The 14,253-nt window shown below is 71.3% G+C and carries 15 protein-coding genes; 12 read left to right on the top strand and 3 right to left on the bottom strand.

Annotation, left to right across the window (positions count from 1 at the left end; all coding sequences use genetic code 11):
- Position 1 precedes the first annotated feature (1 nt).
- Genes STRIP9103_RS27640 through STRIP9103_RS27620 form a run of 5 tightly spaced genes read left to right on the top strand, consistent with a single transcriptional unit; the run spans position 2 to position 4,338 of the window.
- A complete protein-coding gene (locus tag STRIP9103_RS27640; RefSeq protein WP_009324927.1) occupies positions 2-1,339 on the top strand; it encodes an L-fuconate dehydratase in 1,338 nt (445 codons plus the stop codon).
- The gene (locus tag STRIP9103_RS27635) at positions 1,336-2,139 is read left to right on the top strand and encodes an SDR family NAD(P)-dependent oxidoreductase (RefSeq protein WP_009324826.1); all 804 of its coding nucleotides are present in this window, start codon (positions 1,336-1,338) and stop codon (positions 2,137-2,139) included. Before STRIP9103_RS27640 ends, STRIP9103_RS27635 begins: the two co-directional genes overlap by 4 nt.
- The gene (locus tag STRIP9103_RS27630; RefSeq protein ID WP_009324903.1) at positions 2,136-3,170 is read left to right on the top strand and encodes an aldo/keto reductase; all 1,035 of its coding nucleotides are present in this window, start codon (positions 2,136-2,138) and stop codon (positions 3,168-3,170) included. The genes STRIP9103_RS27635 and STRIP9103_RS27630 overlap by 4 nt, the downstream gene beginning before the upstream one ends.
- Complete coding sequence (locus tag STRIP9103_RS27625) at positions 3,170-3,481, top strand: L-rhamnose mutarotase (RefSeq protein ID WP_009324913.1); 312 nt, start codon at positions 3,170-3,172, stop codon at positions 3,479-3,481. The genes STRIP9103_RS27630 and STRIP9103_RS27625 overlap by 1 nt, the downstream gene beginning before the upstream one ends.
- On the top strand, positions 3,478-4,338 hold the full coding sequence (locus tag STRIP9103_RS27620) for an amidohydrolase family protein (RefSeq protein WP_009324849.1): 861 nt from the start codon (positions 3,478-3,480) through the stop codon (positions 4,336-4,338). The genes STRIP9103_RS27625 and STRIP9103_RS27620 overlap by 4 nt, the downstream gene beginning before the upstream one ends.
- 373 nt (positions 4,339-4,711) lie before the next feature.
- Here the strand turns inward: STRIP9103_RS27620 and STRIP9103_RS27615 are convergent, their stop codons facing one another.
- Positions 4,712-5,374 (bottom strand): lysophospholipid acyltransferase family protein, encoded by a 663-nt coding sequence (locus STRIP9103_RS27615; RefSeq protein ID WP_009324855.1) that lies wholly within the window; start codon positions 5,372-5,374, stop codon positions 4,712-4,714.
- Positions 5,375-5,674: 300 nt separating this feature from the next.
- Here STRIP9103_RS27615 and STRIP9103_RS27610 point away from each other — a divergent pair, with 300 nt between their 5' ends.
- Entirely contained in the window at positions 5,675-6,796 is a 1,122-nt protein-coding gene (locus tag STRIP9103_RS27610) for a substrate-binding domain-containing protein (RefSeq protein ID WP_009324836.1), read from the top strand.
- Here STRIP9103_RS27610 and STRIP9103_RS27605 read toward each other — a convergent pair.
- Positions 6,753-7,247: a MarR family winged helix-turn-helix transcriptional regulator gene (locus tag STRIP9103_RS27605; RefSeq protein ID WP_009324869.1), complete on the bottom strand. Its 495-nt coding sequence runs from the start codon at positions 7,245-7,247 to the stop codon at positions 6,753-6,755. The two genes, STRIP9103_RS27610 and STRIP9103_RS27605, sit on opposite strands and share 44 nt — an antisense overlap.
- A 319-nt stretch (positions 7,248-7,566) precedes the next feature.
- On the opposite strand from STRIP9103_RS27605, the gene urtA reads away from it, so the two are divergent.
- The 5 genes from urtA to urtE are packed head-to-tail and all read left to right on the top strand — an operon-like array spanning position 7,567 to position 12,348.
- Complete coding sequence (gene urtA / locus STRIP9103_RS27600; RefSeq protein WP_009324821.1) at positions 7,567-8,817, top strand: urea ABC transporter substrate-binding protein; 1,251 nt, start codon at positions 7,567-7,569, stop codon at positions 8,815-8,817.
- A 60-nt stretch (positions 8,818-8,877) separates the two neighbouring features.
- Positions 8,878-9,762: an urea ABC transporter permease subunit UrtB gene (urtB, locus tag STRIP9103_RS27595; protein ID WP_009324843.1), complete on the top strand. Its 885-nt coding sequence runs from the start codon at positions 8,878-8,880 to the stop codon at positions 9,760-9,762.
- Positions 9,759-10,886 carry an urea ABC transporter permease subunit UrtC gene (urtC, locus tag STRIP9103_RS27590; protein WP_009324828.1) on the top strand — a complete coding sequence of 376 codons (1,128 nt, stop codon included), beginning with the start codon at positions 9,759-9,761 and terminating at the stop codon, positions 10,884-10,886. Before urtB ends, urtC begins: the two co-directional genes overlap by 4 nt.
- A complete protein-coding gene (urtD, locus tag STRIP9103_RS27585) occupies positions 10,883-11,650 on the top strand; it encodes an urea ABC transporter ATP-binding protein UrtD (protein ID WP_009324857.1) in 768 nt (255 codons plus the stop codon). Before urtC ends, urtD begins: the two co-directional genes overlap by 4 nt.
- Before the next feature lie 5 nt (positions 11,651-11,655).
- Entirely contained in the window at positions 11,656-12,348 is a 693-nt protein-coding gene (gene urtE / locus STRIP9103_RS27580; RefSeq protein ID WP_009324871.1) for an urea ABC transporter ATP-binding subunit UrtE, read from the top strand.
- Between the two features lie 77 nt (positions 12,349-12,425).
- Here the strand turns inward: urtE and STRIP9103_RS27575 are convergent, their stop codons facing one another.
- A complete protein-coding gene (locus STRIP9103_RS27575) occupies positions 12,426-13,748 on the bottom strand; it encodes an MFS transporter (protein ID WP_009324894.1) in 1,323 nt (440 codons plus the stop codon).
- Between the two features lie 126 nt (positions 13,749-13,874).
- Here STRIP9103_RS27575 and STRIP9103_RS27570 point away from each other — a divergent pair, with 126 nt between their 5' ends.
- Entirely contained in the window at positions 13,875-14,234 is a 360-nt protein-coding gene (locus STRIP9103_RS27570) for an ArsR/SmtB family transcription factor (protein WP_009324891.1), read from the top strand.
- The last annotated feature ends 19 nt before the right edge of the window (positions 14,235-14,253 follow it).

The following is a 14,253-nucleotide window of genomic DNA, read 5'->3' as shown; positions in this document are numbered from 1 at the left end:
CTTGACTGCAACCCCCGCCCGGATCACCGCGGTCGACACCTACGACATCCGGTTCCCCACCTCGCGGGAACTGGACGGCTCCGACGCGATGAACCCGGACCCCGACTACTCCGCCGCCTACGTCGTGCTGCGCACCGACGCCGATGACGGACTCGAAGGCCACGGTTTCACCTTCACCATCGGCCGCGGCAACGATGTCCAGGTCGCCGCGATCGGAGCCCTCAGGCCCCACCTCCTGGGACGCCCGGTGGAGGAGCTGTGCGCCGACCCGGGATCGGTCAGCCGCGACCTGATCGGCGACAGCCAGCTGCGCTGGCTCGGCCCCGAGAAGGGCGTGATGCACATGGCCATCGGGGCCGTGGTCAACGCCGTGTGGGACCTGGCCGCCAAACGCGCCGGACAGCCGCTGTGGCGGCTGCTCGCCCACGCCGACCCCGAGTGGCTGGTCTCCCAGGTCGACTTCCGGTACATCGCCGACGCCCTCACCCCCGAGGACGCCCTGGAGCTGTTGCGCGAGGGGCGGAGCGGTCTCGCCGAGCGCGAGGCGAACCTGCTGGAACGCGGCTACCCCGGCTACACCACCTCACCGGGCTGGCTCGGCTACTCCGACGAGAAGCTCACCCGGCTGGCCAAGCAGGCCGTCGCCGACGGCTTCACCCAGATCAAGCTCAAGGTCGGCGCCGACCTCGACGACGACATCCGCCGGATGCGCACCGCCCGCGCCGCCGTCGGCGACGGCATCCGCATCGCCATCGACGCCAACCAGCGCTGGAACGTCGACGAGGCGATCGAGTGGACCCGCGCCCTCGCCGACTTCGACCCGTACTGGATCGAGGAACCCACCAGCCCCGACGACATCCTCGGCCACGCGACCGTCCGCCAAGGGGTCGCCCCGGTGAAGGTCGCCACCGGCGAGCACGTCCAGAACCGCGTCGTCTTCAAGCAGCTCCTCCAGGCCGGCGCCCTCGACGTCCTCCAGATCGACGCCGCCCGGGTCGGCGGCGTCAACGAGAACCTCGCGATCCTGCTGCTCGCCGCCAAGTTCGGCGTACCCGTGTGCCCGCACGCCGGCGGAGTCGGCCTGTGCGAACTCGTCCAGCATCTGTCGATGTTCGACTACCTGGCGCTCTCCGGCACCACCGAGAACCGCGTCATCGAGTACGTCGACCACCTCCACGAGCACTTCACCGCACCCGTGGTGATGCGGGAGGGCCACTACGTCGCCCCCCTGGCACCCGGATTCTCCGCCACCATGCACCCCGCGTCGCTCGCCGAATACCGTTACCCCGACGGCGAGTTCTGGGTCGCCGACCTCGCAGGACGGGAGGAAGTCGCATGACCGAACCGACAGGGCCGACAGAGCCGACAGAGCTGGCGGATCCGACAGGTCCGACGGGTCTCAGGGCGATCGTCACCGGTGGCGCGTCCGGCATCGGGCTGGCCACCGCCCGCATGCTGGCCGCCCGGGGCGCCGCCGTGGCCGTACTCGACGTCGACCCCTCCGGTGTGCCCCAGCCGGTGCTCGCCCTCAAGGCGGACGTCACCGACGACGCCTCGGTACGCGCCGGCGTCGCGGAGGCCGTCGAACGGCTCGGCGGGCTGGACATCCTCGTCAACAACGCGGGCATCGGTGCCCAGGGCACCGTCGAGGACAACCCCGACCTGCAGTGGCAGCGCGTCCTCGACGTCAACGTCCTCGGCATGGTGCGCACCAGCCGCGCCGCCCTGCCGCATCTGCGGAACTCGTCCCACGCCGCGATCGTGAACACCTGCTCGATCGCCGCCACCGCGGGCCTGCCGCAGCGCGCCCTGTACTCCGCCAGCAAGGGCGCCGTCCTCTCCCTGACCCTCGCCATGGCCGCCGACCACGTCCGGGAGGGCATCCGCGTCAACTGCGTCAACCCCGGCACCGCCGACACCCCATGGATCGGCCGGCTCCTCGACGCCGCCGACGACCCCGAGGCCGAGCGCGCCGCCCTCAACGCCCGCCAGCCCATGGGACGCCTGGTCACCGCCGACGAGGTCGCCGCGGCCATCGTCTACCTCGCGAGCCCCGCCGCCGCGTCCGTCACAGGCACCGCCCTCGCGGTGGACGGCGGCATGCAGGGGCTCCGGCTGCGCCCGGCGGCCCAGTCATGAGGACCAGCGCACTGGGCGGCACCGCCGTCCGCGCCACCGAGCTGGCGTTCGGTGCGGCGGGCATCGGCAACCTCTACCGCCCGGTCACGGACGAGGACGCCGCCGCCACCCTGGACGCCGCCTGGGACGCCGGCATCCGCACCTTCGACACGGCACCCCACTACGGCCTCGGCCTCTCCGAACGCCGCCTGGGCGCGGCGCTGCGCGACCGCCCCCGGGACTCCTACACCCTCTCCACCAAGGTCGGACGGCTCCTGGTGCCCGACGGCTCGGGCGGCGACGACCTCGCAGACGGCTTCGCCGTACCCGCGACCCTGCGCCGCGTCTGGGACTTCACCGCCGACGGCGTCCGGCGCTCCCTCGAAGCCAGCCTGGACCGCCTCGGCCTCGACCGGGTCGACATCGTCCTCCTCCACGACCCCGACGACCACGCCGAACAGGCCCTCCGCGAGGCCTACCCCGCTCTGGAACGGCTGCGGGCCGAAGGCGTCGTCGGCGCGATCGGCGTCGGCATGAACCAGTGCGCCCTCCCGGCCCGCTTCCTGCGCGAGACCGACATCGACGTCGTCCTGCTGGCCGGCCGCTACACCCTCCTCGAACAGGAAGGACTCGCCGAACTGCTGCCGGAGGCCGCCGCCCGGGGCCGGAGCGTCCTCATCGGCGGCGTCTTCAACTCCGGCCTGCTCACCGACCCTAAGCCGGGCGCCACGTACGACTACGCGCCCGCCCCGGAAGCCGTACTCCAACGGGCCCAGCGCCTGAAGACGGTCACCGAACGCCACGGCGTGCCTCTGCGCGCCGCAGCCCTGCGCTTCCCGCTCGGGCACCCGGCGGTGGCGAGCGTCCTCACCGGCGCCCGGTCCCCCGAGGAGGTACGCGACACGGTGGAGCAGCTGCGGCGGCCCGTCCCGGCCTCCCTCTGGGACGAGCTGCGGGCGGAGGGGCTGCTGGCGCCGGACGCGCCCGTGCCCACGGCCCGCCCCGAAGCCGTCGCATCCCCTGGACAAACCCCATTGCCGAAGGAGCCGTAGTGAGGGTCGCCCTGCACACCAAGGTCCGCGCCGACCGCATCGCGGAGTACGAGGCCGCGCACCGCGAGGTCCCCGAGGAACTGACCGCCGCCATCCGGGCCGCCGGGGTGAGCGAGTGGACGATCTGGCGCAGCGGTACCGACCTCTTCCACGTCCTGGAGGTCGACGACTACGCGGCGATGATCGCGGAGTTGGAGAAACTGCCGGTCAACATCGCCTGGCAGGCCCGGATGGCCGAACTGCTCGACGTCGTCCACGACTACTCCGCCGAGGGCTCCGACGCCTCACTGCCCGTGGTGTGGGAACTGTGATCGAGAGCCTGCGGGTCATCGACGCCCACCACCACGTCTGGGACCTCTCCGTCCGCGACCAGGACTGGATCAGCGGCCCCGAACTCGCCCCGCTGCGCCGCGACTTCTCCCTCCACGACCTGGAACCGGAGGCGCGCGCGGCCGGGGTCACCGCCACGGTGCTGGTGCAGACGATCACCGTGCCCGAGGAGACCCCCGAGTTCCTGGCCCTGGCCGCCGACAGTGAACTGGTCGCCGGGGTCGTCGGCTGGACCGACCTCACGGCCCCCGATGTCGACGACACCCTGGCCGAACTGCGTGAACGGCCCGGCGGCGAACACCTGGTGGGCATCCGCCACCAGGTACAGGGCGAACCCGACCCCCGCTGGCTGCTGCGCCCGGACGTCCTGCGCGGACTGGCCGCCGTAGCCGACGCCGGACTCGCCTACGACCTCCTGGTCAAACCCCACCAGCTGGCCGCCGCCGTCGAGACCGCTCGACTCGTCCCTCAACTCACCTTCGTCCTGGACCACTTGGCCAAGCCGCCCATCGCCACCGGAAAGCTGGACCCGTGGGCGGAGGAGATCCGCGCCCTGGCCGCCCTGCCGAACACCGTGTGCAAGCTCTCCGGGATGGTCACCGAGGCCGAGTGGGCCTCCTGGACCGTCGCGGACCTCCGCCCGTACGCCGACACCGTGCTGGACGCCTTCGGCCCCGACCGCCTGATGTTCGGCTCCGACTGGCCCGTCTGCCGACTCGCCGCCGACTACGCCCAGGTCCTCGACACGGCCCGCTCACTGGCACAGGACCTGAGCCCGGCCGAACAGCGGGAGGTCTTCGCGGGCACCGCCGCCCGCGCCTACGGCCTCTCCGTCTGAACCCGGCGACGGGGACACCGGCCGACATCACGGGAGGTCACCCTCCGCCGGCCGGTATCGGGGGAGAGACACGCACCCCAGCCATGGCGACCGGCTCCTTCGAAATGCGCGGACCCGGAGCCCGTCGGACAACAGCCCCTGCTCGCATGGAAGAGCCCATCACGGCCGTCCCCTGGGCCGAGCCGAGCACCGTGTGGTCGTCGCTCCGGGCGGAGGCCGCGGCATTGGATGTGCGGCTACCGCCGCGTGGGCGCGACCAGCCATGACGGCGCGGTGGACGAACAACGGCCGCGGTGCTGCGCGGAACTGCGCGACCCGCCCCGACCGCGCCGCAGTGAGCGAACGGCACATCGCGGCACTTCGAGCGGAGCGCTCACGCGGCGAGCGCGGCCGGCTCGCCCAGGTGGGTGGCCGCCGTGCGCCAGGCGGCCGTCACCGCACCGTGGGCCTGCGTCGTGCGGGCCGCACGGTCGCCGGTCAGGGTGAGCGGTGCCCCGATGTGGACGTGCAGATCCGGTCGGCGCAACGGCGCGGTCGCCAGCCCGGCCAGCTGCTTGGCCACGCTGCCCGACGTCACCCGGCGCGCCCCCGCCTGGCCGACCGGGACGACCGGCGCCCCGGTGCGTTCGGCGAGCCGGGCCAGGCCGCTGCGGAAGGCGTGGGGCGCGGCCTCGGCGGCGTCCTTGCGGAGCGGCAGCCCGCCTTCGGCGTAGATGAGGACCAGCCGGCCCTCCTCCAGGGCGGTCGCGGCGAGGTCGAGCGCCCGGGCGGCGCGCCGGTCCCAGCGGTACACGGGGATGTGCCCTTCGCGGGTGAGCGCGCCCCCGAGCACCGGGATGCGCCACAGGCCGGCCGCCGCCATGACGACCGGCCGCACACCGAGACGGTGCAGTGCGGCGAGCACCACGGCTGGGTCGGCGAGCGAGGTGTGGTTCGCGGCGATGACACTGCCCGGCGCCAACTCGGCGTCGGCCTCGGCGGTCACCGTGAGACGCCCGACGGCAGGTACCAGGACGTCGGCGAGTCGGCTGAGCATATGGGTCCCCCGGTCTCATGATGTGATCTTCATCATCGACGGGCGCGTGACAGCCGCCCTGAGTACAGGTACTCAAGTTCGCGGCCTCCCCCTACCCATCCCGCCCCGGGGGCCGTCGGCCTGACCCCGGACCTGCCGAGCCGCCGCCTCCCCCCACACGAAGCCGGCGACGGCCACGACCACCTGACCGGAACACGGCGCCGGCGCGCAGCGACCCCCGGTGTCGCGCCCATGCCTACGAAACGGTCTCGATCCGCGCCCGCGCTTGGGCGGCGTCGGCGCTCACGCAATCATGTGGCCATGCACCGGCCGTCACCGTTCCACCTCCCCACCCCCGAGTGGTTCACGGCCGACGACTCGACCCTGAACGTGGCCCTGGTGTACCCGATGCAGGGCCCCGCCGGCATCTTCGGCCCCACCTGCGGGGCGTGCGCGCGGCTGGCCGCGGAGGAGGTCAACAAGGCCGGGGGAGTGCTGGGCAAGGAGCTGCGGCTGATCGAGGTCGACGGCGGGGCCGAGCCGAGCCGGGTGGCGGAGGACGTCGAGGCCCTGGTGGCCTCGGGCGCGGTGCAGGGGGTCACCGGCTGGCACATCTCCTCGGTGCGCCAGGCCGTGGCCCCGCGGATCGCGCACCGGGTGCCATATGTGTACACCGCCCTGTACGAGGGCGGGGAGCGCACCGAGGGCGTCTTCATGACCAGCGAGACCCCCTCCTGGCAACTCCTGCCCGCGATGCGGCTGCTCGCCGAGTCGCGCGGGGTGCGCCGCTGGTTCGTCGTCGGCAACAACTACGTCTGGCCCCGGCACACCGCCCGCGCCGCCCGCGGCTACGCGCGCGCCTGCCGGGGCCGGGTGTGCGGCGAGGCGTATCTGCCGCTGGGCACCGAGGACTTCGCGCAGGTCCTGCGGCGTATCGAACGGGCGGACGCCGACGGTGTGCTGATGCTCCTGGTGGGCAGCGACGCGGTCCGCTTCAACCGCGCCTTCGCCGCCTTCGGACTCGACCGGCGCTGTCTCAGGCTGAGCACGCTGATGGACGAGAACATGCTGATGGGCAGCGGTCCCGAGGCCACTGTCGACCTCTACAGCACCGCCGGGTTCTTCGCCTCGCTCGCCGACCAGAACACCCTGGACTTCCACGGCCGGTACGCCGGCCGTTTCGGCCTGGAGGCACCCGTCCCGGGCAGCCTCGGCGAGTCCTGCTACGAGGGCGTTCTGCTGCTCGCCGCGCTCATCGAACGGGCGCGCGCCCTGGATGTGTCCGCGATCGGGGCCGCCGCCGACAGCGTCTCGTACGAGGGTCCGCGCGGACTGCTGAGGCTGGACGGCCGGCATGTGCGCCAGCGCATCTACCTGGCCCAGGCGGACGGCTACGACTTCAACGTGCTCGCCCAGCTGCGCCCTCCGCACGACCTCCGCTGACCTTCCCCCGACCCGTCACGGCCGCCCCGTCCTCCAGGGTCCGAGCCAGCCGGTCCAGCAGCAGCTCCAGCCGCTCCCCGTCCTCGTCCGCGAGCAGTGGCTCCAACTCCGCCCAGTCGGCGCGTACTTCACGGGCCAGCAGTTGCCGGCGCTCTCTGCCGCGCGGGGTGAGGTGGGCGAGGACGCGGCGTCGGTCGGTGGGGTCGACGCGCCGGAACACCAGGTTCTGGTCGACGAGTTGGTCGATCAGCTTGGTCAGGCTCGGCGCCGGCAGGAAGGCGTGGTCGGCGAGGGCCGTCATGTTGTGACCCTGTCCGTCGGAGAGCAGGTCGAGGATCCGCCACGCCTCGACGGAGCAGCCGAACTCGTCGAGTACGGACTGGACTCGGCGCACGGACAGGCGCTCGGCCCGGGTCAGCAGATGGAGCAGTTCCTGGGGCCGCCTCGCCATCGCACTCCTCGTTCCCGCATCCGCACATCCCCGCAACAGGGCTGTCTGGAGCCTACCTTCGGTCAGCGGCCCGGTGGCAGCGAGCAAAGAGGGAATCACATCCTTTCCCCAGGAAGCAATATAACGCCGTTGCTCCTCCCTTTTTCGGTCATGGAAATACTTCCCCTGGAAACTGTTCTTCAATTGCGTCGAAACGCAGGTGAAACAGTTTCCTCGCAGGCTGTGGGTGCAGTCTTCGCTCTTGAAGATTCTTCCCTTAATTTCTCCCCGATTCTTCCGCTCCTCTTCACAACGCCCTTCAGGGGCAAGGAGGTATTGCATGTCCGGGCTCAGCATCAGCAGACGCGGTCTCCTCGCGGGCGCGTCCGCGCTCGGCGCGACGGCCGCCCTCAGCGCCTGCGGCGCCAAGACCGGCAGTGCCACGTCGACCTCCGGCGCCAAGGCGGACACCTCCGGCGACACCGTCAAGGTGGGCCTGCTGAACTCGCTCTCGGGCACCATGGCCATCAGCGAGGTGACGGTCCACAACGCGCTGCTGCTCGCCGTGAAGGAGATCAACGCCGCCGGTGGCGTCCTGGGCAAGAAGCTGAAGCCCATCAGCCAGGACGGCGCCTCGGACTGGCCGACCTTCGCCGAGAAGGCGGAGGCGCTGATCACCGACGACAAGGTCGTCGCCACCTTCGGCTGCTGGACCTCCGCCAGCCGCAAGGCCGTCAAGCCGGTCTTCGAGCGCTACAAGTCGCTCCTGTTCTACCCCGTGCAGTACGAGGGGCTGGAGCAGTCCCCGTACATCTTCTACACCGGCGCCACCACCAACCAGCAGATCGTCCCCGCCCTCGACTACCTCAAGAAGCAGGGCCTGACCCGGCTCTATCTGGTGGGCAGCGACTATGTCTTCCCGCGCACCGCCAACAAGATCATCAAGGCGTACGCGAAAGCCAACGGCATGACGGTGGTCGGCGAGGACTACGCGCCGCTCGGCTCCACGGAGTTCGCCACCATCGTCAACAAGGTCAAGGACGCCGGCGCGGACGCCGTGTTCAACACCCTCAACGGTGACAGCAACGTGGCCTTCTTCAAGGAGTACAAGTCCGCCGGGCTCACCGCGAAGAGCCTGCCGGTGCTGTCGGTGTCGATCGCCGAGGAGGAGGTCAAGAGCATCGGCACCCAGTATCTGGAAGGCCAGTTGACCGCCTGGAACTACTACGAGACCACGCCGGGCGCGGCCAACGAGAAGTTCGTGAAGGCGTACCGGGCCGCGTACGGCAAGGACAAGCCGACCAGCGACCCCATGGAGGCCGCCTACATCTCCGTCTACCTGTGGAAGGAGATGGTCGAAAAGTCCGGTTCCTTTGATGTGGCGAAGGTGAAGTCGGCCTCCGACGGCATCGAACTCGACGCCCCCGAGGGCAAGGTCACCGTCGACGGTGCCACACAGCACGTCTACAAAACGGCCCGCATCGGCAAGGTCGGCGCCGACGGTCTGATCACCGAGGTCTGGAACTCGGGCAAGCCGATCAAGCCGGACCCGTATCTGAAGGGCTACGCCTGGGCCTCCGGCCTCTCCTGAACCGAACGGAGCCGGCACCCGAACGGTTCCTCGCCCCCGCCCCCAACCCGGAGCCGCTTCATGACGGTCATCCTCACCCAGTCCTTCACCGGCATCAGCATCGGTGCCGTCCTCCTGCTGATCGCCCTCGGCCTGACCCTGACCTTCGGTCAGATGGGCGTGATCAACATGGCACACGGCGAGTTCATCATGGCCGGCGCCTACACCACGTACGTGCTGCAGAAGTCCATCAGCGGCGCCGGCGTCTCCCTCCTCGTCGCCCTGCCCGTCGCCTTCCTGGTGGCCGGCGCCCTGGGCGCGCTGCTGGAGTGGCTGCTCATCCGGCGCCTGTACACCCGGCCGCTGGACACCCTGCTGGTCACCTGGGGCGTCTCCCTGATGCTCCAGCAGCTGGCCCGCGACATCTTCGGCGCCCCGAACGTCCAGACCCGCGCCCCGGACCTGCTCACCGGCAACGTCTCGGTGGGCGGCATCACCTTGGCGAACAACCGTTTGTTCATCCTCGGCCTCGCCCTGCTGTGCGTTCTCGGCCTCACTCTGATCCTGCGGCTGACGCCGCTCGGCCTCCGTATCCGGGCCGTCGTGCAGAACCGCGACCTCGCCGAGGTGTCCGGCATCGCCACCGGCCGCGTCGACCGCATGACCTTCTTCATCGGCTCGGGCCTCGCGGGCGTGGCCGGTGTCGCGCTGACCCTGGTCGGCCCGATCGGCCCGACGATGGGCACCAACTACATCGTCGACGCCTTCCTCGTCGTGGTCGTCGGCGGAGTCGCCCAGCTCAAGGGCAGCGTCATCACCGCCTTCGCGCTCGGCGTGCTCCAGTCGGTCCTGGAGTACTCGACGACCGTCAGCGTCGCCAAGGTCGCCGTCCTCGTGGCGATCGTCGCCTTCCTCCAGTGGCGACCCCAGGGCCTGTACACACTGCGCACCCGGAGCCTGGCATGACGACAACCCTCCCCCCGACGAAGACGACTCCCGCCGCACAGCCGTCGCCGTCCCGCCTCGAACGCTTCCGCGTCCCCGGCGGTTTCCTCCTCGGCGCGGTCCTGCTCATGGGCGTCGCCCCGCTCGTCCTCTCCGACTTCCGGCTCAACCTCCTCGCCAAGTACCTGTGTTACGCGATCGTCGCGGTCGGCGTCAGCCTCGCCTGGGGCCGCGGTGGACTGCTCGTCCTCGGCCAGGGCGTCTTCTTCGGCCTCGGCGGCTACGCCATGGCCATGCACCTCAAGCTCGCCGACGCCGCCGCCACCGGCCAGACCCTGCCCGACTTCATGCAGCTGTACGGCACCGGCGACACCCTGCCCTGGTGGTGGAAGCCCTTCGCCGACCCGGCCTTCGCCCTCGCCATGACCGTGCTGCTGCCCATGGCGGTCGCCGCGCTGCTCGGTTTCTTCGTCTTCCGCCGTCGGGTGAAGGGCGCGTACTTCGCGATCCTCAGCCAGGCGCTCGCGGCGGCCCTCGCCATCTGGCTCGTCGGCCAGCAGGCCACCACCGGCGGCACCAACGGCCTCACCGACATCCAGGGCTTCTTCGGCTACGACCTGGGCGACCCCGCCAACCAGCGGACCGTGTACTTCATCATCGCCGCGGCCCTGCTCCTGCTGATGGCCGCCGCCCGCCAACTGTTCGTCAGCCGCTACGGCGAACTCCTCGTCGCCGTACGGGACTCCGAGGAGCGCGTCCGCTTCCTCGGCTACGACCCCGCGAACGTCAAGCTCGTCGCCTACGTCGTCGCCGCCGGCATGGCCGGACTCGCGGGCGCCCTCTTCGTACCGGCCGTCGGGATCATCTCCCCGGCCCTGATCGGCGTCGTCCCGTCCATCGGCTTCGTCATCGGCGCGGCCGTAGGCGGCCGGGCCTCGCTCGTGGGCGCGGTACTCGGCGCCGTCGCGGTGGCCTGGGCGCAGAGCACGCTCTCCGACGCGTTCCCCGCGGCCTGGACGTACCTCCAGGGCCTGCTGTTCGTCGTGGCGGTCGGCTTCCTGCCCGGTGGCCTGGCCTCCCTGGCGAGCGTGGTGCGCGGGCGCCGTACCCCCACGACCACGACACCCACCGGAGGAACGGCATGAGCGGCGAGGGACTGACCGTCCGCGATCTGCGGGTGACGTTCGACGGGTTCAAGGCCGTCGACGGCGTCGATCTCGACATCCACCCCGGCGACCTGCGCTTCCTCATCGGCCCGAACGGCGCTGGCAAGACCACCCTCGTCGACGCCGTCACCGGCCTGGTGAAGGCGGCCGGCTCGGTCCGCTTCGGCGGCGCGGAACTCATCGGCAGACCCGTGCACCGGATCGCCCGCATGGGCATCGGCCGCACCTTCCAGACGGCCACGGTCTTCGAGGAACTGACGGTTCTGCAGAACCTCGACATCGCGGCCGGCGCCGGCCGCGGCGCGTGGACGATGCTGCGCCGCCGCAAGGGCGTCCCCGAGGAAGTCGTGCGCGCCCTGGAGACCACCGGCCTGACCGACCTCCGCGACCGCCCGGCGGGTGTGCTCGCCCACGGCCAGAAGCAGTGGCTGGAGATCGGCATGCTGCTCGTGCAGGACGTGAGACTGCTGCTGCTCGACGAACCGGTCGCCGGCATGAGCCACGACGAACGCGAGGCCACCGGCGAACTCCTGCAACGCATCAGCGCCGACCACACCGTCGTCGTCATCGAGCACGACATGGACTTCATGCGCTCCTTCGCCCGCAGCGTCACCGTCCTGCACGCCGGCAAGGTGCTCAGCGAGGGCACCGTCGCCGAGGTACAGGCCGACGCCAAGGTCCAGGAGGTCTACCTGGGCCGCGCCTCCGACCCCGACCCCGTTCCCTCGACCCAGGAGGCGTGACCCCCATGCTGGAGCTGAACTCCGTCCACGCCGGCTACGACCGCACGACCGTGCTGCACGGCGTCACCGTCTCCGTCCCGACCGACGGCGTCGCCACCGTCCTCGGCCACAACGGCGCCGGCAAGAGCACCCTCCTGCGCGCCGCCATGGGCCTGCTCAAGCCCAGGAGCGGCAGCGTCCTGCTGAACGGCGAGGACATCACCCACCTCGCCCCGCACCAGCGCGTCGCCAGGGGAATGGCCTACGTCCCCCAGGGCCAGCAGTCCTTCCCTCACCTCACCACCGCCGAGAACCTCCGACTCGTCGCCGACGGCCGCCCCGACGGCAAGGCGGCCGTCGCCGAGGCCCTTGACCTCTTCCCCGTCCTGCGCGAACTCTCCGGCCGCCGCGCCGGTCTGCTCTCCGGCGGCCAGCGCCAGCAACTCGCCATCGCCCGCGCCCTGATCACCCGCCCGAAACTCCTCCTCCTCGACGAACCGACCGAGGGCATCCAGCCCTCCGTCGTCACCGAGATCGAGGAAACGATCCTCGCCCTGACCGGCCGAGGGGGCCTCTCCGTCCTCCTCGTCGAACAACACGTGGGCTTCGCCATGCGGGCGGCCCAGCGGTACTACGTCCTCGAAGCGGGCCGGGTCACCTCCTCGGGAGAGGGAGGCACCGGCGCCGAGCAGACGGTACGGGCGGCCCTGAGCGTCTGACCTTCGGGCCGGGGCGCACAGCCCGCCCCGGCCCGCTGATTGCGGGGCCTCGCCCCGGCCCGCCGGACCGCGCGGCCCTACGACCGCGCGTGCAGACCGTCCGCCGGCGGCCCGTGGCTGTGCCGCCAGCCCGTCGGTACACGGAGGGCACCCACGAGATGGGGGTGGCCGAGGGGAAGGTCGGCGTGCACATGGGGCACGGGCCGTGAAGGCCAGAGCCGTACGGCCAGCAGGGCGGCGGCCAGCGCGATCGAACCCAGGGCGAGTACCGCCCAGTCGAGGCCGGCCGCCGCTCCGAGCCAGCCGGCCAGGGGGTACGTCAGCAGCCAGCAGCCGTGGGACAGGGAGAACTGGGCGGCGAACGCGGCCGTCCGCTCCCCGGGCTCCACCGAGCGGCGGATGAGCCGCCCGGTCGGGGTGAGCACAGCCGAGCACGCGGCACCGAACGCCGCCCAGAGGCCCAGCAGCACCGGCAGCCGCCAACTCCCGCCCGACGCCGCGGTGACGACCCCCGACCCGGCGAAGACGACAACCAGCGACAGCGCGCCCGGCAACATCACCGCCCGGTCCGGCACCTTGTCCAGCACCCGCGGCAGAACCAGGGCCACGACCATCGACCCGGCCCCGTACGCCCCGAGCGCCAGCGGCACGGCGCCCTCCGACAACCCCAGGACGTCACGGACGTAGACGACGGAGTTGACGGTCACCATCGCACCGGCCGCCGCGACCGCGAGGTTGAGGGCGAGCAGGGATCGCAGCTGGGGGACGGCGAGGAAGACACGGGAGCCCACGCGGGTACGCCGGCCGGCGCACGGTGCGACACGGGCGGCCCGCTCGGGCAGCACGGTGGTCGCCACCAGCGCGGCCGAGGCGAGGAAACCGAACACGGTCCCGGTGAACAGCCGGCTGTAAGTCATGACCGACAACAAAGCGGCTGCCAACGCGGGGGAGAACAGACTCTCCAGGTCGTAAGCGAGCCGCGACAGCGACAAGGCCCGCGTGTACTCGCGCTCCTCGGGCAGTACATCGGGGATGACGGCCTGGAACGTGGGCGTGAACGCGGCCGAGGCGGACTGGAGAAGGAAGACCAGGACATACACCTGCCAGATCTGGTCGACGAACGGCAGGAACACGGCCACCCCGGCGCGGATCAGATCCGCCGACACCATGAGCGCCCGACGCGGCAACCGATCGGCGACCGCGCCGACGGCCGGGGCCATCGCCACATACGCCACCATCTTGATCGCGAGTGCGGTACCGAGCACCGAACCGGCGTCGGCGCCCGCGAGGTCGTACGCCAGCAGACCGAGCGCGACGGTCGCGAGTCCGGTGCCGACCAGGGCGATGACCTGGGCGGCGAAGAGGTGCCGGTAGGCGCGATGGCGGAGAACGGTGAGCATGGGAAACGGCTCCCCTCGGCACGACGGGTCCGGGCTGATATCGACGAGTGTAGCCATCATGTGCGCAAGTGCGCACATTATGGCTGGAGTGGGTGTGCTGCCATCCCATGGCTCTAGGCTGGGCGCATGCCCGAACGCCACGCCGTGTCAGCTGCATCCGGTGCGCATCTGCGCGCCCCCGACAGCGCGCGGCTCACCGAGGCGACCGGAGTGTTCGCGATGCTCTCCGACGTCACCCGGCTGCATCTCCTCTGGCTCCTCGCCCAGGGCGAGTCCGACGTCGGTTCCCTCGCCGAACGCTGCGAGGCCTCCCGCACCGCGGTCAGCCAGCACCTGGCCAAGCTGCGGCTCGCCGGGCTCGTGGACACCCGCCGGGAGGGGCGCCACATCCACTACCGCCTCAGCGACGGGCACCTGCGCCGCCTGGTCCTCGAAGCACTCAGCCACGCCGACCACCGGGTGAGCGGGCAGGCGCCGCACGACTGACACGATCGACCGTGTTAAG

Origin of the sequence: Streptomyces ipomoeae 91-03, from assembly GCF_000317595.1 — a bacterium.
In the GTDB taxonomy this organism is placed as follows: Bacteria; Actinomycetota; Actinomycetes; order Streptomycetales; family Streptomycetaceae; genus Streptomyces; species Streptomyces ipomoeae.
The sequence above is the reverse complement of the archived record's forward strand: the minus strand, read 5'-3'. Positions and strand labels throughout refer to the sequence as shown.